Below are 16,584 nucleotides of genomic sequence, written 5' to 3'. Positions count from 1 at the left end.
CAGAGGTGGAACAGGGATCAGGCGGTGGGTTTGCCCCGCTGGCCGAGCCAGAAGGAGAGCACCACCAGGACGATGGAAATCACCAGCATCAGGGTCGAGATTGCGTTGATCTCGGGGGTTACCCCGGCCTTGATGGCCGAGAAGATGTAGACCGGCAACGTGGTCGAGCCGGGGCCGGCGACGAAGAAGGTCATGATGAAGTCGTCGAGGCTGACCACGAACGCCAGCACCGCGCCGGATAGCACCGCCGGGAACAGCAGCGGCAGGGTTACCCGGCGAAAGGTGTGGAAGGGGTTGGCGTAGAGGTCGTTGGCCGCTTCCAGCAGGCTCTTGTCCAGGTCGTTCAGGCGCGCGCGAATCGGCAGGTAGGCGAACGGAATGCAGAAGCCGATGTGGGCGATGATCACCGTCAGCAGGCCGAGCTTGATGCCGAGCGCCATGAACAGCAGCAGGGTGGCCACCGCCGTGACGATCTCCGGCAGGATCAGCGGCAGGTTGATGCCGCCTTCCACCATCTTCTGCCCGTAGAAGGGCCGGTAGGTGGCCAGTGCCGCGAGCAGCGCGATGGCGGTGGCGCAGACGGTGGCGATGCTGGCGACGATCACCGAGTTCAGCGCCGCCGCCTGGATCGACGGGTTGGCGAGAATGCGCCCGTACCAGGCGAAGGAGAACTCGGTCCACACCGTGGCGGTGCGGTTGGCGTTGAAGCTGTAGGCGATCAGCACCAGGATCGGCAGGTACAGGTAGGCCAGTACCAGCAGGCTGGTTTCGCGGGTCAGTGGCAACTTTTTCAGGTGAGAGGCGATCATCAGCGGGCTCCCTGGCGGACGGCCTTGGCGGCTTTCTTGGCGTAGAGGGCGTAGAGCACCAGGGCCAGCAGCATCAGCCCGAGCAGGAGGAAGGACAGCGAGCTGCCCAGCGGCCAGTTGCGTGCGGTGCCGAACTGCTGCTGGATCAGGTTGCCGATCATCAGCGTCTTGCCGCCGCCGAGGATGGCGGGGGTGATGAAGGCGCCGAGGCTCGGCACGAACACCAGCAGCGAACCGGCCACCACGCCCGGCATGGAAAGCGGCAGGATCACCCGGCGCAGGGCTTTGGCGCGGTTGGCACCGAGGTCGTAGGCGGCTTCCACCAGGCGCCAGTCGAGCTTCTCCAGGGTGGAGTAGATCGGCAGGATCATGAACGGCAGGAAGCTGTAGACCAGCCCGACGACCACGGCGAAATCGTTGTACAGCAGGGTGATGCCGCCGGCCTGCGGGAACAGCGCATTGAGGCTCTGCGCCAGCCAGCCGTGCTCGCGCAGGATGATCAGCCAGGCGTAGTTGCGAATCAGCAGGTTGGTCCAGAAGGGAATGGTGATCAGCAGCACCATGATGTTGCGCGAGCGCTCGCTGAGGCTGGTCATCCACAGGGCCACGGGAAAGCCCACGAGGAAGCACAGCAGCGTGGTGCCACCGGCCTGCAGCACCGAGCGCAGCAGCGCCTGGGCGTAGACCCAGTTCAGTTCCAGGTTGCCGTCGAAGTCTTCCTGGAAGAACAGCTGCGTGTAGCTCTGCCACTGCCAGTCGGCGCTCCAGTCCACGCCGCCGTAGAGGTTGCGCGGCAGCAGGCTGATATAGCCCATGATGCCCAGCGGAATGGCAATCAGGCAGAGCAGGGTGAGCAGTACCGGCGACAGCAACAACAGCCGGTTGAGGCTGGGGGAAGTGGCGCTGACGCTCATCTCAGGCCTCCATCAGCAGGCAGGCGTGCGGCGGCAGATGCACCGCCACCGGCGAGCCCACGGGACGGGCGCTGGTCGCGCCTTCGTTGCTTTCGCGCAGCATCACTTTGACGTCGTTGGCCAGGCGGCACTGGTAGAGCGTGGCCGTGCCGACGTAAAGCACGGCTTCGACCACGCCACGCAGGTGATGCGGTTCGGACGGGGCCACCAGTTTCGAGCGCTCAGGGCGGAAGGCCAGTTGCACCTGGCCGGCGTCCAGAGTCGAGGGCGCGCAGGGGATTTCCACCGACAAACCCTCGGGCTGGAACAGGCTGCCGTTCTGCGCACAGCGCGTGAGGTTGCCGGGCAGGAAGTTGATGTCGCCGATGAAGTGGGCAACGAAGCGGTGCTGCGGACGTTCGTAGATGTCGTTGGGGGTGCCGATCTGCAGGATCTTGCCGACGGACATCACCGCGATGCGGTCGGAGAGGGTCAGCGCTTCTTCCTGGTCGTGGGTGACGAAGATGAAGGTGATGCCGGCTTCCTGCTGCACGCGCTTGAGCTCCACCTGCATTTCCTTGCGCAGCTTGAGGTCCAGCGCGGAGAGGGGTTCGTCCAGCAGCAGTACGTCCGGGCGCGGTGCCAACGCACGGGCCAGGGCCACGCGCTGCTGCTGGCCGCCGGAGAGTTCGGCGGGGCGCCGCCGGGCCAGGTGTTCCATTTGCACCAGGGCCAGCATCTCCTTGACCCGCGCGGGAATGGCGCCGCGCTCCAGCCCCTGCATCTCCAGGCCGAAGGCGATATTCTCGGCCACGCTCATGTGCGGGAAGAGCGCGTAGTTCTGGAACACGGTGTTGACGCGGCGCTTGTAGGGCGGGAGTTGATCCACGCGCTGCCCGCCAATCTGAATGCTGCCGGAGGTGACCTGCTCGAAACCGGCGATGGAGCGCAGCAAGGTGGTCTTGCCGCAACCGGAAGGGCCGAGGAGGGTGAAGAACTCGTTGTGGCGGATGCTGACCGAGACATCGTCGAGCGCCGGCGCCACTTCGGGGTCTTCGGTGTAGCGCTTGCTGACGCGTTGCACCTCGATGGAGGATGTATGCTTCATAATGGTGCATTCCCCTTGTTTTTGTATGCAAAATTTGAATGCAATCTAGAAATACTCGGATTATGCTGACAACGCAACCGGGTTTTTCTGCTTGCCTGTTTCCCGCAGGGCCTAGGTTGCGAACGCATTTACGGAGTCACGAATGGCAGACAAGAAGCTGGAAACCACGGTCGACCGCGTCTACCAGGGGGTCTACCAGGCCATCAGCAACCGCTCACTGCGGCCAGGTATGAAGCTGGGAGAGGCCTCCCTGGCGGAGCTTTTCAACGTGAGCCGCACCTCGGTGCGTGCGGCGTTGAAGCAACTGGAGGCAGACGGCCTGGTCTCGTCCGAACCGAACAAGGGCTGCTGGGTGTCGCTGCCCAGCGATGAAGAAATCCGCTCGTTATTCGAAACCCGACGGCTGATCGAAATCGGCATCGTCACCGAGCTCTGCCGGCGGCGGGACAGCGCGGCCATGCAGGACCTGCGCGAGCACTTGCTGCTGGAAGAAGAGGCCCGGCGCCGCCACGACCACGAGCGGCTGATCCACTTGCTGGGCGAGTTCCACATCAAGCTCGCCGAGGCGCTGAACAACCCGGTGCTGCTGGACTGGTTCCGCAAGCTGATCTCGCGCGCATCGCTCTACGCCGCCGCCCTGGACGACGAACGCCACGACGCCTGCCGCGACGACGAGCACCTGCGCCTGATCGAGTTCATCGAGGCCGGCAACCAGAACGCCGCCATCGAGCTGACCTGCTTCCACCTGGCGGCCATCGAAACCGCCATCGTCGAGTCCGCCGGCAAGCTCAAGGCCAACTACCACCCGCTGAAACACCTGATCGAGACCTGACCTCGGCCATGAAAATCCAGCTGATCAACCCGAACACCAGCGTCGCCATGACTGCCAGCCTGGCCGAAGCCGCCCGTCACCTGCTGCGCCCCGCCAACCAGTTGCTGGCGGTGACCAACAGCGCCGGCCCGGCCTCCATCGAAGGCCACTACGACGAAGCGCTCTGCGTGCCCGGGTTGCTTCAGGCCATCCGCGATGGCGAGCGGGACGGTGCCGAAGGGCATGTGATTGCCTGCTTTGGCGATCCGGGCCTGCTGGCGGCGCGGGAGATCGCACGCTTCCCGGTCATCGGCATTGCCGAAGCCGCCATGCACCTGGCCACCTGGGTGGCGACAGGCTTCAGCGTCGTCACCACCCTGGGCCGCACCAAAGTTATCGCCCGCCACCTGGTGGAACGCTATGGCTTCCACCAGCACTGCCGGGGCATCCACGCCGTGGAAATCCCGGTGCTGGCGCTGGACCAGGACCCGGACGGGCTGTTCCGCCTAATGCGCGCGGCCTGCCTCGACGCGCTGGCGCGCGATGAATCCGGCGCCATCGTCCTCGGCTGCGCCGGCATGAGCCACCTGGCGCAAGGGTTACAGGAAGAACTGGGCGTGCCGGTGATCGACGGCGTCAGCGCCGCGTTGAAGATGGTGGAAATGCTCGGCGAACTGCGCCTCTCCACCAGCAAGCGCGGCGACCTCGACTTCCCTCTGCCCAAGCCCTATGCCGGATTCCTGCGGGGGTTCGCCGTCGGCGCATGATTGCCCGCCCGGTGGTGAAACCTTGTAGGGGGGATTCATTCGCCAAACAGGTCGAAGACCTGCCTGTAGGAGCTGGCTTGCCAGCGAAGCGGGGCCATTCGCTGGCAAGCCAGCTCCTACAAGGCTCTTGGCCCGATGGTTAATCTCTCGCAACAGCTAACGCAGACATAGCGAATGAATTCGCCTCCACAGGGTCAGGTCGCCGGGGCGAGGCCCTGCCCCTCGAACCACTCCGCCACATCCGTTACCCGCACCCAGCTGCGGCCCTGCCACTCCATCAGGCTGTACTCCTTGCCCTGCCACTCCACCCGGCGATGGCGGGGCAGGTGCGGGTGGGCGGCCGAGCGCAAGGCGGGCACCACTTCACCGGTGAACCATTGCCGCAGGCTGCGGTTTTCCGGGTGGTAGTAGTTCGTCCTCAGCACCTCGCACACCGCGCTTTCGCTGATCAGCAACTGCTGCTCGAAATCGCCCTTGGGCTTCTGCAGGGTTTCCATGCGCCACTGGTCGCGGTCGAGTTTCTCGGCGAGGCGTTCGTTGAAATGGCAGTTGGTCAGGGCGCCGAGGTCGCGTGCCACCACCCAGGCCTGATCATCGATCAGCAGGGCGCGCAACGGGCGGCGATAGCGATGGAAAACGGTGGGTACGAAATAGTCGTGAGACATGAGCAGACTCCTTCCTGGTATCGGGGAGCCGCCACCTGATCCTTGCTGTATGAGGGTGGCGGACCGTGCGAGGTGTGGAATCCCGGCTTGTAGACCAATACCGGTGGGCAAGCGCCCCCCTCGCACGGTCCGCCATAGATGGCCAGGATCAACGAACAAGACTTCCATTCGCTGACTCTGCTTATGGCGGTATTGCGAAGATCTACAAGTTACGGGATTCCACTCCCGGCCACGCCCAAGGGCATGACGGTGGGAGACGCTACAGATCGGCCTTGTAGGCCGGCAATGACCAGGTCGGGTAGGAATTCTCGGAAGAGCCGGGGCATCGATTCGCCCAGTTCCGATGCTAGGATTCCCGCCCCCGACCAAGGAGCAAGACATGCTGTACGTGGTGATGCTGGGCGGCCGACACCCCCGCGCGAAGATCGAAGTGCATGACGTGGTTTTCGCCGTGGCGGACCGCCTTGAAGACACCTATCCACAGCTGCGCGAAGGCTGGTTCGGCAGCCCGGCGGGTATGCACATCGACTCCTGGGTGGCCGTGGATGGCGTGGAAGGCTACCGCGTGACCTTCAGCGACCTCGCCCCCGCTGCCGGCGAGCCGCGGCTGTACTTCATCAACCTCGGCGGCTACGAAACCGGCACCTTCGGCGAAGACCACCGCTACCTCCTGGTAGTCGCCCACGACAAGGCCGAAGCCAAGGCTAAGGGCAAACGCCAGCTCGCCGAACTGAACTGGGACAAACCCCACACCGACAACCTGCACGACGTGGACGACTGCATCCCGCTGGACTGCGTGGCCGGGCGCTATGTGCACCTGGTGCCTGGGGAACACCGTGGTGTTCGCTCGGGGAATGACTACATCGTGCTGGGGTGAGCCGAATAACTGCGCTAATCGGCTCAACGGCTGCTGCAGGCCGTTGCGCCGCGCTCATGCCGAGGGTGCGGGCGTCCCGTTCAGCCAGCCGTACAGGCGCTCCGCATCCTCGCGCCGGCACAACTCGCTGCCTTCGACCATGATCGCCGCCGTTCCGGCCGCCACGCCGTAGCGCGCCGCTTCACGCCAGTCCGCGCCGGCTGCGAGCTTCAACACCATGGCCGCCACCAGGCTATCGCCAGCGCCCACGGTACTGCGCCGGGGCACCGTGGGCGCGGGAATGCGTTCGCAAACATGCGGCGTCACCAGCAAGGCACCCTGTGGCCCCAGCGACACCAGCACCGCCTCGCTGCGCCCCTCGGCCAACAGGTCCCACGCCACACGGGCGAGCTGCTCCGGGCCGGCGATCGGGTGGCCGACCAGCGCCGCCAACTCCTCCAGATTCGGCTTGATCAAGGCAAGACCGCCACAGTCCAGCGCCTCCCGCAGCGCGCTGCCGGAACTGTCCACCACACAACGGCTGCCGCGTTGCTGGGCGCTTCGCAGCAGGCGCGCGAGAAAACCCGCGGGCAGACCTTCCGGCAGGCTCCCGCTGATCACCAAAAACTCCGGCACCGGCAGCGCCTCCAACGCAGCCAACAGGCTTGCCTGCTCCGCGTCGCTGAGCGGGCTGCCCGGCAAGACAAAGCGGTACTGCTGGCCGTCGGCCTGATTGGTCAGGTTGATGCACTCACGGGTCCAGCCGTCCACCGGCACCACCTCGCAGGCCACGCACTCGGCCTCCAGCAGCTCCACCAGATGCTCCCCCGTAGAGCCCCCGACCGGAAACAACGCCAACGCCTCCCCACCCAGCCGCCGCAATGCCCGCGCCACATTGATCCCACCACCCCCCGGCGCATAAACCGGCGCGCTGCAACGCAGCTTGTCATTGGGACACAGACGCGGCACCCCGGTCGCCAGATCCAGCGCCGGGTTGAGTGTGATCGTGACGATACGGTGGGCGATCATGCCGAACGACTCCAACTGCCGGACTACAGCCTATGGGTTCAGCGTAGGTGATGGCAGGGGGCGGAAACGCAAAAGCCGCGCATTGCGCGGCTTTTGATTTGGTGGGCCCACACGGACTCGAACCGTGGACCAAAGGATTATGAGTCCTCTGCTCTAACCGACTGAGCTATAGGCCCCAGAAGGCCGGCGGATTATACAGGCGCCTTTTGCTGGGCGCCAATCGCGGGGAGGGGGTTGAGGAATTTGCGGGCGAAGGTCTCGGCCGGCAGCGCGGCGCTGACGATAAATCCTTGAATTTGTTCGCATCCTTCGGCGGCGAGGAAGTGTTCCTGGGCTTTGGTTTCGACCCCTTCGGCGATGACGGTGAGTTGCATGCTGCGGCCGAGGGCGATGATGGCGCGGCTGATGGCGGCGTCGTTGGGGTCGTCGGGTAGGCCGCGGACGAAGGACTTGTCGATTTTCAGCACGTCCAGCGGCAGGCGCTTGAGGTAGCTCAGGGAGGAGTAGCCGGTGCCGAAGTCGTCGATGGCCAGTTGCACGCCGAGGGCCTTGAGGTTGTGCAGCACGCTGAGGGCTTCTTCGGCCTGGCTCATGATGAAGCTTTCGGTGATTTCCAGTTGCAGCCGTTGCGGCTCGAGGCCGAGGGTCTGGATGAGCCGTTGCAGGCGTTCCACCAGCTGCGGCTGGCGCAGTTGCGCGCCGGCGAGGTTGATCGAGAGTGGGCCGAAGGGGACATGGCGTTCCTGCCAGTGCTGCATTTGCCGACAGGCGTGTTCCAGTACCCAGTCACCAAGCGGGAGGATGAGTCCGCTTTCTTCCGCGAGGGGGATGAAGCGCTCCGGTGGGATTTCGCCGAACTGTGGGTGGTTCCAGCGCACCAAGGCTTCGGCGCCCACCAGGGTTTGATATTGCAGGCTGAACTTGGGTTGGTAGGCGAGCGATAGTTGGTTGCGCTCCAGGGCTCGGCGCAGTTCGGTTTCCAGGGCCATGCGTTCGGTGGCCTGGCTGGTCAGGTCGTGGGTGTAGAACTCGATGCGGTTGCGACCTCGGGCCTTGGCCCGGTACATGGCGGCGTCGGCGTTCTTCACCAGGGTGGCGACGTCCAGGCCATGTTCCGGGAACAGGCTGATGCCGATGCTGGCGCTCATGAAGAATTCGTGCTGGCCGGCGGGGACGGGGGCTTCGAAGCAAGTCAGCAGTTTGGTGGCGACGGATTGTGCGTCGTTGGCGCTGTGCAGGCCGGGTAGCAGGATGATGAATTCGTCGCCGCCGAGGCGCGCGACGGTGTCGACATCGCGCAGTTGTTCGCGCAGGCGGGCGGCGATGCCTTTGAGCAGCAGGTCACCCACTGGGTGGCCGAGGCTGTCGTTGATGTGCTTGAAGCGGTCCAGGTCGATGAACAGGACGGCGCCGTGGTGGTTGTCGTTGGCGGCGTCGACCAGGGCCAGTTGCAGGCGGCTTTCGAAGAGCAGGCGGTTGGGCAGGCCGGTGAGTGGGTCGTGGTGGGCCTGGTAGTCGAGCCGCGCTTGGGCGTGCTTGAGCGGTGAGATGTCGGCGAATACGCCGACGTAGTGTGTGACTTGGCGGTAGCGGTCGCGCACGGCACTGATGGTGAGCCATTCGGGGTAGGGCTCGCCGTTCTTGCGGCGATTCCAGATTTCGCCCTGCCAGTGCCCTTCACGTTCCAGCTGGTGCCACATGGCGGCGTAGAAGGCGCTGTCATGTTGGCCGGACGCGAGCAGGCGCGGTGAATGGCCGAGTGCCTCGCTTTCGCTGTAGCCGGTGATTTCGCTGAAGGCCCGGTTGACGGCGGTAATGCGTTGTTCGGTGTCGGTGATCATCACGCCTTCGGCGGTGCTTTCGAAGACGGTGGCGGCCTGCAGCAGTTTTTCCTGCATCTGCTGGCGCTCGGTCACGTCGCGAGCGATGGTCAGCAAGCAGGGTTCGCCGCCGATGGGGATCGGCTGGGCGGAGAGCTCGCAAATGCGTACCTGGCCGCTCTTGGTGTGGATGGCTGCAGTGAAGTGGTGCAGGCTGCCCTGGTCGCGGATGAGCTGGATCATGTGCTGACGATCCGCCGGATTGGCCCATAGGCCGAGTTCAAGGGTGGAGCGCTCAGCGACTTCAGGCTGGCTGTAGCCGGTGATGCGGCTGAAACCGTCGTTGGCCTCCAGCAGCAGTCCGTCGCTGATGCGGGTGATGAGCAGGCCATCCGGGGAGGCGTGGAAGGCGCTGGCGAACTTTTCTTCGGAGACCTGCAGCAGTTGCTGGGTTTCCTTGAGCTGGGTGATGTCGCGGACCACCACCACCAGGGCGGGCGTGTCGTCCAGATCGATGGTCTGGGCGGAGATCAGGCCGATGAAGGTTTCGCCATTGGCGCGGCGGAAGGGCATTTCCAGGTTGTGCAGCGGATTGCCCTGTTGCAGGCGCTGCAGGAGTTTCGGCCCGATGCCGGGAATACCCCAGATGTCGAGTTCGGTGGCGGTGCGGCCAAGGGCTTCGCTGGCCTTGAGGCCAATCTGCTGCTCGAAGGTGTGGTTGATGGCCAGCAGGCTGCCGTCGGTGCGGCGGGCGATAACGATGATGTCCGGGCAGTTGTGGAACACCGAGGCGAACTTCTGTTCGGACAGGCGCAGGGCGTGCTCGGTGTGCTTGGCCTCGGTGATGTCGATCATCAGGCCGCGCATCATCTGGGTCTCACCGTGGGGGATGAGGGTGATGATGTCCCGCACCCAGAGCACCCGGCCGTCGGCGGCAATCATGCGGTAGTCGAGGCTGTGGTCCCGGCCGGCGATGGTTTCCGCTTCACAGAAGGCATTGGCCCAGGCTGTATCGTCGGGATGCAGGGTGCGGCGCCAGAAGCCTGGCTCCAGCCAGTCGCTCAGGGGGTAGCCGAGCAAACGCTCGGCATGCGGGGAGACGTAGGTGTAGCAGTAGTCGTCGACGCGCATTTCCCAGGCGATGGCGTTCAGGCTTTCCACCAGGCCGCGGTAGTGCTGCTCACTGCTGCGCAGTTCGTCCTGCAGGGCGGCGCGGCTGGCCATTTCGTTGCTGAGCCGGCGGTTGACGCGCAGGACGAAGGCCAGCACGCCAGCCAGTAACAGCAGGGCCGGCAGGCCGTAGAGCAGGATTCGGCCCCAGTCAGGCTTTCGGTAGAGGGCGCCGCCCACCCAGCGTTCCTGGATGGCGGCTGCTTCTTCGGGGGTGATCTCGGCGAAGACTTTGTCGAGGATGCTGGCCAGCATTGGGTGGTTCTTCGGCGTCGCCATGGCCAGCTGGTAGCGGTAGGGCGTTTCGCCGCTGATGCTGATGCCGTCGAGCTTGAGTTGGCGCTGGCTCCAGACGCTGGAGGCGAGGTCGCCGACGAAGGCGTCTACCTGTCCGGTGGCCAGGGCCTGGAGGGCCGCGGCGACAGAGGGATAGGCCTGCAGGCTCAGGTCGGGGTGCTGGTTGCGCAGCAGCTCGTGGGGGGCGTAGTCGGCTACCACGCCGACGCGCAGGCCGTAGAGGTCGTCGATACTGGACGACTGTGGGCCTCGGCTTTGGGACAGGATGACGATGGGGAAGTCGAGGTAGGGGCGCGTGAAGTTCAGGTACTTCTGGCGCTCCGGGGTGGACATGATGCCGGGCAGCAGGTCGAGGTCGCCGTCGCGGGCGCGTTGCAGCACTTCGGTCCAGCTGCTGGGTTCGACGGCTGTGAGTTTCACGCCGAGGCGGCGGCGGACCTGGTCGATGTAGTCAGCGGCCAGGCCCTGGTGGGTACCTTGGGCGTCGCGAAATTCGAAGGGTGGCCAGGAGGTGTCGATGCCGAGGCGCAGCTCGCCGTGATTGTCGAGCCAGGCCCGTTCTTCCGGGGTGAGCGTCAGGGCGCCGGCCGGGAAGGTCCAGAGTGCCAGCCAGAGCATCAGTAGGGCCCGCGCTCGCGCCATTGGCGGCCTCGTTCCTGGTAGGGATGTCAGACCGAAGTGTAGACGTGGCCGCCTGTCGCCTGGAAGAGAAAAGCACGCGGCTGCGGCCTTGCTGAGGCACAAAAGAAAACCCCCGGACTGGCCGGGGGTTCTTTGTATCGCTTACTCGTCCAGGAACGAGCGCAGGTGCTCGCTTCGCGACGGGTGACGCAGCTTGCGCAGCGCCTTGGCTTCGATCTGGCGGATACGCTCGCGGGTTACATCGAACTGCTTGCCGACTTCCTCGAGGGTGTGGTCGGTGTTCATGTCGATGCCGAAGCGCATACGCAGGACCTTGGCTTCGCGGGCGGTGAGGCCTGCCAGGACTTCGCGAGTGGCTTCCTTGAGGCTTTCCACCGTGGCCACGTCGATCGGGGACTGCATGGTGCTGTCCTCGATGAAGTCACCCAGGTGCGAGTCTTCATCGTCGCCGATCGGGGTTTCCATGGAGATCGGCTCTTTGGCGATCTTAAGAACCTTGCGGATCTTGTCCTCAGGCATCTCCATGCGCTCGCCAAGCTCTTCCGGAGTGGGTTCGCGGCCCATTTCCTGCAGCATCTGACGGGAGATGCGGTTGAGCTTGTTGATGGTCTCGATCATGTGCACCGGAATACGGATGGTGCGCGCCTGGTCGGCGATCGAGCGAGTGATCGCCTGGCGGATCCACCAGGTAGCGTAGGTCGAGAACTTGTAGCCGCGACGGTATTCGAACTTGTCCACCGCCTTCATCAGGCCGATGTTGCCTTCCTGGATCAGGTCGAGGAATTGCAGACCGCGGTTGGTGTACTTCTTGGCGATGGAGATCACGAGACGCAGGTTGGCCTCAACCATCTCTTTCTTCGCCCGGCGAGCCTTGGCTTCACCGATGGACATGCGGCGGTTGACGTCCTTGATCTCGTTGACAGTCAGTTCGACTTCCTGCTCAAGATCCACCAGCTTCTGCTGGTTGCGCTTGATGTCGCCAACCAGCTTGCCGATGGCTTCGGCGTACTTGGCCTTGCCCTTGGCCAGGCCGTCGGCCCAGTCGAGGTCGACTTCGTTGCCCGGGAACAGGCGCAGGAAGTCGGCACGCGGCATGCGGGCATCACGTACGCAGAGCTGCATGATGGCGCGTTCCTGAGCGCGGACACGGTCCAGGGCGCTGCGGACTTTTTCCACCAGGGCGTCGAACTGCTTCGGCACCAGCTTGATCGGCATGAACAGCTCGGCCAGGGCCAGCAGCTCTTCCACAGCCTGTTTGCTGCTGCGGCCATGCTTCTTCAGGGCCTTCTTGGCCTTGTCGAGCTGGTCGGAGACCGCTGTGAAGCGGCGCAGGGCCTCTTCCGGGTCAGGACCGCCGTCGCCTTCTTCTTCGGCGTCGTCGCTTTCGCCTTCTTCCTCTTCGTCTTCGTCCTTGTCCTTGGCCGCGGCGGTATCGGATTTAAGCTCGACAGGCTCGACTTCTTCAGCTGGCACGGTGCCGTCATCCGGGTCGATGTAGCCGCTGAGAACGTCGGACAGGCGGCCACCTTCGGTGGTGACGCGCTGGTATTCGGCGAGAATGCCGTCGACGGCACCGGGGAAGTGGGCGATGGCACTCATCACCTCGCGGATGCCTTCCTCGATGCGTTTGGCGATTTCGATTTCGCCTTCGCGAGTCAGCAGTTCCACGGTGCCCATTTCACGCATGTACATGCGCACTGGGTCGGTGGTGCGACCGATATCGGTCTCCACTGCGGCCAGGGCGGCAGCGGCTTCCTCTGCTGCGGCTTCGTCGGTGTCGGCTTCGGCCAGCAATAGGGCGTCCGCATCCGGGGCACTCTCGAATACGTTGATCCCCATGTCGTTGATCATGCGGATGATGTCTTCCACCTGTTCCGGATCGGAAATATCCTCCGGCAGGTGGTCGTTGACCTCCGCGTAAGTCAGGTATCCCTGCTCACGACCGCGGGCGATCAACTCTTTGAGGCGAGACTGCTGTTGCGCTTTTCCGGACATAGCACCCTATCCACTTAGGTCTTGGCGGGCTAAAAACAAGCCGAGGATTATACCTGATCCTGGGCCTTACGCGCCAGTTGAGGTCGGAGTCAGGGAAGACGTGTTGCGGCTGAGTAGGTCGCGCAGCTGAACTTTTTCCTCTGCGCTGAGTTCACTTTGCCGCGCTTTGCGCAGCAGATTCTCCAGGCGGCGTTCCCGCTGGCGTGCCGACAACCTAGTTATAGTGTCGAAAAACTGTTGTTCAAGGTTGTCGTCGGAAATCAGCCATTCCTTTTCCGCCAGGGCCCGTAACAGCCGGCCCTGATCAGTGCCATGCCAGCGGGCGATCAGCTGCAGTGAGCGCAGTTTCGGGTTCTTTTGCACGGCCTCTACCAGTGCCACCATGAGCTGGGCGTACGTGTCGTCTTCTGCGGCGAAATGGCTGGCATCCTCGACTTTCTGTGCAAGCGACGGATGGTGCAGCAGGGTGCGTAGTGCGGTGAGGGTGGGGGACTCCACCTTGACTTCGGTGCGTGGCGGACGCTTGAAGTCATCGCGGCCTTGCTTGTTCCACTTCTTGCCGTCTTTTTTCCAGTCGTCCTTTTTCCAGCTCTCTTTGCGCCGCTCGTCTTTCTGCCAGTTGCCCTGCTGCGCGGCTGGCTGCTCGAAGTAGTGCGCGGGCTCAGGCTCGTACTGCTGGTCGCCGTAGCCGGAGAAGGATTCGTAGTAGGCGTCGTCCGAATATTCGTGGCTCTCGCTGCTGACCGGTGCGCTGCGGGCGAACTGGCTGAGGGCATCGCCATTGAGGCCGGTAATTTCGGCAAGGCGTTGGCGCATCAGGACTTTCAGGTTGGCGCCGGGAACGCGCTCGATCAGAGGCGCCGCCAGGGTGGCCAGGTGGGCCTTGCCTTCCAGGGATGAGGGGTCGGCTTCCTGGGTCAATTGCTGGAAGAAATAGTCGGCCAGGGGTTGCGCATGCTGGGTGATGCGCGCGCGGAAGGCGTCGGTGCCTTCCTTGCGAACCAGGCTGTCCGGGTCCTCGCCTTCAGGTAGGAAGAGGAAGCGCGCACGGCGGCCGTCTTCGAGGCTTGGGAGCGTGGCTTCCAGGGCGCGCCAGGCAGCCTTGCGTCCGGCTTGGTCGCCGTCGAAGCAGAAGAGGATGCTCGGTACCAGTCGGAACAGGCGACGGATGTGCTCTTCACTGGTGGCGGTGCCCAGGGTGGCGACGGCATTGCGCAGGCCTTGTTGGGCGAGGGCTATGACGTCCATGTAGCCTTCGACGACCATGATTTCGTCGAGATTGCGATTGTGTTTGCGTGCCTCAAACAGCCCGTAGAGTTCCTGGCCCTTGTGGAATACCGGGGTCTCCGGGGAGTTGAGGTACTTGGGTTTGTCGTCGCCCAGTACGCGGCCACCGAAGGCGATGATGCGTCCGCGGCTGTCGCGGATCGGGAACATCACTCGGTCGCGAAAGCGGTCGTAGCGCTTGCCGGTCTCGGCGTTCTCGATCAGCAGGCCCGCGTCGATCATATGCTTCTGTTGCAGGCTGTCGCCGCCCATATGTTTGAGCAGGTTGTCCCAGCCCGGCGGGGAGAAGCCCAGGGCGAAGTCACGGGCGATTTCGCCGGTCAGTCCGCGACCTTTCAGGTATTCGACCGCAGCTTTGCGCGTCGGATGCTGCTTCAGTGCGTGGCGGTAGTAGTCCGACGCGGCGGTGAGCAGGGCATAGAGCGGGGAGTCGGTCGGCTGGCGGTGGGCGCTGCTGCGGCCGCCTTCTTCCCGCGGGACTTCCAGGCCGGCTCGCTTGGCCAGATCCTCGACCGCTTGGGGGAAGTCCAGGTGGTCGTGGTCCATGACGAAGCCAAGGGCATTGCCGCCAGCGCCGCAGCCGAAGCAGTAATAGAACTGCTTGTCCGGGCTGACGCTGAACGACGGCGTCTTCTCGTTATGGAAGGGGCAGCGAGCGGTGTAGTTCTTGCCGGCCTTTTTCAGCTGCACGCGCGCGCCGATCACTTCGACTATGTCGGTGCGGTTCAGCAGGTCGTCGATGAAGCCTTGGGGGATCAGGCCAGCCATAGGGTGCTCGGGGCGCGGGAAGGTTCAAAGCATACTCGCGCCAGGTCGGTGACGACAGGCGGGAGGTGAGCGCTGGAAAGCAAAAAACTCCGCTAGTCGCCGGGGCGAAGCGGAGTTTCTTGTGTGCTCAGGATGCACTCGCCCGGCCGGGGCCGGGCGAAGCTTGAGCGTGCGGCGGTGCCTGTTAACTCAGTACAGGCGCTCGCGGCGGCGCTGCTCGCGCTGCACTTTCTTGGCATGACGCTTGACCGCTGCTGCGGCTTTGCGCTTGCGCTCGGAAGTGGGCTTCTCGTAGAACTCACGGCTACGGACTTCAGCCAGTACGCCGGCTTTCTCGCAGGAGCGCTTGAAACGACGCAGGGCTACGTCGAAGGGTTCGTTCTCTTTAACTTTGACGGCTGGCATCCAGGTCGTACCTTCATCAATTACCGAATGGTCGACGCATTCCGGCAAAAGCAGGCTCGGTGGCGCGTCGGATTTCAAGGGCTGCGGATATTAACGCCTCAAGGCTCGGAATGCAAAGCCTTCAGTCGAAAACCGCTGGTCGGCACAGGGGGCGACGATTATGATTCGCGCCTTCTTCTTTTGCCAGGCCAGAAGGGCTCGTACCCATGCTAGTGCTGGGGTTGGAAACCTCCTGCGACGAAACCGGCGTCGCTCTATACGACAGTGAGCGCGGCCTGCTAGCCGACGCGCTGTTCAGTCAGATTGACCTGCATCGGGTCTACGGCGGCGTTGTCCCCGAGCTGGCCTCCCGCGACCACGTCAAGCGCATGCTGCCGTTGCTGCGCGAGGTGCTGGAGCAGGCCGGGCGCAAACCCGAGGATATAGACGGCATCGCCTACACCGCCGGCCCCGGCCTGGTGGGCGCGCTGCTGGTGGGCGCGTCCTGCGCCCAGGCGCTGGCCTTTGCCTGGGGCGTGCCAGCGCTCGGCGTGCACCACATGGAAGGCCACCTGCTGGCGCCCATGCTGGAAGAGCAGCCGCCGGCGTTTCCGTTCGTCGCGTTGTTGGTTTCCGGTGGTCATACCCAACTGGTCCGGGTAGACGGCATTGGTCGTTACCAACTGCTCGGCGAATCGGTGGATGACGCTGCTGGCGAGGCCTTCGACAAGACCGCGAAGCTGATCGGCCTCGGTTACCCCGGTGGCCCGGAGATCGCCCGCCTGGCCCTGAGCGGTACGCCGGGTCGTTTCACCTTTCCCCGTCCGATGACTGATCGCCCTGGCCTGGATTTCAGCTTCAGTGGCCTCAAAACCTTCGCTCTCAACACCTGGCAGCAGTGCCGCGATGCTGGGGACGACGGCGAGCAAACCCGTTGCGACATCGCTCTGGCCTTCGAGCAGGCGGTGGTGGAGACTCTCACCATCAAGTGCAAGCGTGCTCTCAAGCAGACCGGCCTGAATCGCCTGGTGATCGCGGGCGGTGTCAGCGCCAACCAATCGCTGCGCCAGTCCCTGGGCAAGATGCTGGGTGATCTCAAGGGCGATGTGTTCTACGCGCGGCCGCGCTTTTGCACCGACAACGGCGCGATGATTGCCTACGCCGGATGCCAGCGACTGCTGGCGGGACAGCATGACGGTCCCGCAATTGCGGTTCAGGCACGTTGGCCGATGGAACAGCTTCCCGCGATCTGATGGCGGCTTGAGTCGTTTTCGCTCAAGGTG

The 16,584-nt window shown here is 64.1% G+C and carries 13 protein-coding genes and 1 tRNA gene; 4 read left to right on the top strand and 10 right to left on the bottom strand.

Annotated features, from left to right (window positions below):
* Positions 1–17: 17 nt before the first annotated feature.
* From E8F20_RS12750 to E8F20_RS12740, 3 genes are read right to left on the bottom strand one after another with little or no spacing between them, the layout of a single operon-like run.
* Positions 18–809, bottom strand: a complete 792-nt coding sequence (locus tag E8F20_RS12750; RefSeq protein WP_028631102.1) for an ABC transporter permease — start codon at positions 807–809, stop codon at positions 18–20.
* Positions 809–1,723, bottom strand: coding sequence for an ABC transporter permease (locus E8F20_RS12745; RefSeq protein WP_028631101.1), 915 nt, complete (start codon positions 1,721–1,723; stop codon positions 809–811). Before E8F20_RS12745 ends, E8F20_RS12750 begins: the two co-directional genes overlap by 1 nt.
* 1 nt (position 1,724) lies before the next feature.
* Entirely contained in the window at positions 1,725–2,810 is a 1,086-nt protein-coding gene (locus E8F20_RS12740; protein ID WP_280284032.1) for an ABC transporter ATP-binding protein, read from the bottom strand.
* A gap of 142 nt (positions 2,811–2,952) precedes the next feature.
* Between E8F20_RS12740 and E8F20_RS12735 the strand changes: the two genes are divergently transcribed.
* Both E8F20_RS12735 and E8F20_RS12730 read left to right on the top strand, forming a co-directional pair.
* Positions 2,953–3,642 carry a GntR family transcriptional regulator gene (locus E8F20_RS12735; protein WP_028631099.1) on the top strand — a complete coding sequence of 230 codons (690 nt, stop codon included), beginning with the start codon at positions 2,953–2,955 and terminating at the stop codon, positions 3,640–3,642.
* 8 nt (positions 3,643–3,650) lie between these two features.
* Positions 3,651–4,388: an aspartate/glutamate racemase family protein gene (locus E8F20_RS12730; protein ID WP_280284031.1), complete on the top strand. Its 738-nt coding sequence runs from the start codon at positions 3,651–3,653 to the stop codon at positions 4,386–4,388.
* A 194-nt stretch (positions 4,389–4,582) separates the two neighbouring features.
* Here the strand turns inward: E8F20_RS12730 and E8F20_RS12725 are convergent, their stop codons facing one another.
* Positions 4,583–5,053 carry a phage antirepressor gene (locus tag E8F20_RS12725; protein ID WP_280284030.1) on the bottom strand — a complete coding sequence of 157 codons (471 nt, stop codon included), beginning with the start codon at positions 5,051–5,053 and terminating at the stop codon, positions 4,583–4,585.
* A 379-nt stretch (positions 5,054–5,432) separates the two neighbouring features.
* Between E8F20_RS12725 and E8F20_RS12720 the strand changes: the two genes are divergently transcribed.
* Positions 5,433–5,930: a DUF1543 domain-containing protein gene (locus E8F20_RS12720; RefSeq protein WP_280284029.1), complete on the top strand. Its 498-nt coding sequence runs from the start codon at positions 5,433–5,435 to the stop codon at positions 5,928–5,930.
* A gap of 54 nt (positions 5,931–5,984) precedes the next feature.
* Here the strand turns inward: E8F20_RS12720 and pfkB are convergent, their stop codons facing one another.
* The 6 genes from pfkB to rpsU form a co-directional block, all read right to left on the bottom strand.
* The gene (gene pfkB / locus E8F20_RS12715; RefSeq protein ID WP_280284028.1) at positions 5,985–6,938 is read right to left on the bottom strand and encodes a 6-phosphofructokinase II; all 954 of its coding nucleotides are present in this window, start codon (positions 6,936–6,938) and stop codon (positions 5,985–5,987) included.
* A 99-nt stretch (positions 6,939–7,037) separates the two neighbouring features.
* Positions 7,038–7,114: transfer RNA gene (locus tag E8F20_RS12710), tRNA-Ile, on the bottom strand.
* A gap of 15 nt (positions 7,115–7,129) precedes the next feature.
* Positions 7,130–10,867, bottom strand: coding sequence for an EAL domain-containing protein (locus tag E8F20_RS12705; RefSeq protein ID WP_280284027.1), 3,738 nt, complete (start codon positions 10,865–10,867; stop codon positions 7,130–7,132).
* A gap of 141 nt (positions 10,868–11,008) precedes the next feature.
* A complete protein-coding gene (gene rpoD / locus E8F20_RS12700) occupies positions 11,009–12,862 on the bottom strand; it encodes an RNA polymerase sigma factor RpoD (RefSeq protein WP_280284026.1) in 1,854 nt (617 codons plus the stop codon).
* A 66-nt stretch (positions 12,863–12,928) separates the two neighbouring features.
* Positions 12,929–14,917: a DNA primase gene (dnaG, locus tag E8F20_RS12695; protein WP_280284025.1), complete on the bottom strand. Its 1,989-nt coding sequence runs from the start codon at positions 14,915–14,917 to the stop codon at positions 12,929–12,931.
* Between the two features lie 189 nt (positions 14,918–15,106).
* Positions 15,107–15,322, bottom strand: coding sequence for a 30S ribosomal protein S21 (gene rpsU, locus E8F20_RS12690; protein ID WP_010795989.1), 216 nt, complete (start codon positions 15,320–15,322; stop codon positions 15,107–15,109).
* Between the two features lie 206 nt (positions 15,323–15,528).
* Between rpsU and tsaD the strand changes: the two genes are divergently transcribed.
* A complete protein-coding gene (gene tsaD / locus E8F20_RS12685) occupies positions 15,529–16,554 on the top strand; it encodes a tRNA (adenosine(37)-N6)-threonylcarbamoyltransferase complex transferase subunit TsaD (protein WP_280284024.1) in 1,026 nt (341 codons plus the stop codon).
* Positions 16,555–16,584 lie beyond the last annotated feature (30 nt).

Origin of the sequence: Pseudomonas sp. BN415, from assembly GCF_029871195.1 — a bacterium.
Lineage (GTDB): Bacteria > Pseudomonadota > Gammaproteobacteria > Pseudomonadales > Pseudomonadaceae > Metapseudomonas > Metapseudomonas resinovorans.
This window is presented reverse-complemented; position numbering and strand designations above follow the sequence as displayed.

Coding starts and splice junctions, on each gene's coding strand:
- E8F20_RS12725 (WP_280284030.1), bottom strand. CDS start 5,053: ATGTCTCACGACTATTTCGTACCCACCGTTTTCCATCGCTATCGCCGC.
- rpsU (WP_010795989.1), bottom strand. CDS start 15,322: ATGCCAGCCGTCAAAGTTAAAGAGAACGAACCCTTCGACGTAGCCCTG.
- E8F20_RS12720 (WP_280284029.1), top strand. CDS start 5,433: ATGCTGTACGTGGTGATGCTGGGCGGCCGACACCCCCGCGCGAAGATC.
- E8F20_RS12730 (WP_280284031.1), top strand. CDS start 3,651: ATGAAAATCCAGCTGATCAACCCGAACACCAGCGTCGCCATGACTGCC.
- rpoD (WP_280284026.1), bottom strand. CDS start 12,862: ATGTCCGGAAAAGCGCAACAGCAGTCTCGCCTCAAAGAGTTGATCGCC.
- E8F20_RS12735 (WP_028631099.1), top strand. CDS start 2,953: ATGGCAGACAAGAAGCTGGAAACCACGGTCGACCGCGTCTACCAGGGG.
- pfkB (WP_280284028.1), bottom strand. CDS start 6,938: ATGATCGCCCACCGTATCGTCACGATCACACTCAACCCGGCGCTGGAT.
- E8F20_RS12705 (WP_280284027.1), bottom strand. CDS start 10,867: ATGGCGCGAGCGCGGGCCCTACTGATGCTCTGGCTGGCACTCTGGACC.
- E8F20_RS12750 (WP_028631102.1), bottom strand. CDS start 809: ATGATCGCCTCTCACCTGAAAAAGTTGCCACTGACCCGCGAAACCAGC.
- tsaD (WP_280284024.1), top strand. CDS start 15,529: ATGCTAGTGCTGGGGTTGGAAACCTCCTGCGACGAAACCGGCGTCGCT.
- E8F20_RS12745 (WP_028631101.1), bottom strand. CDS start 1,723: ATGAGCGTCAGCGCCACTTCCCCCAGCCTCAACCGGCTGTTGTTGCTG.
- E8F20_RS12740 (WP_280284032.1), bottom strand. CDS start 2,810: ATGAAGCATACATCCTCCATCGAGGTGCAACGCGTCAGCAAGCGCTAC.
- dnaG (WP_280284025.1), bottom strand. CDS start 14,917: ATGGCTGGCCTGATCCCCCAAGGCTTCATCGACGACCTGCTGAACCGC.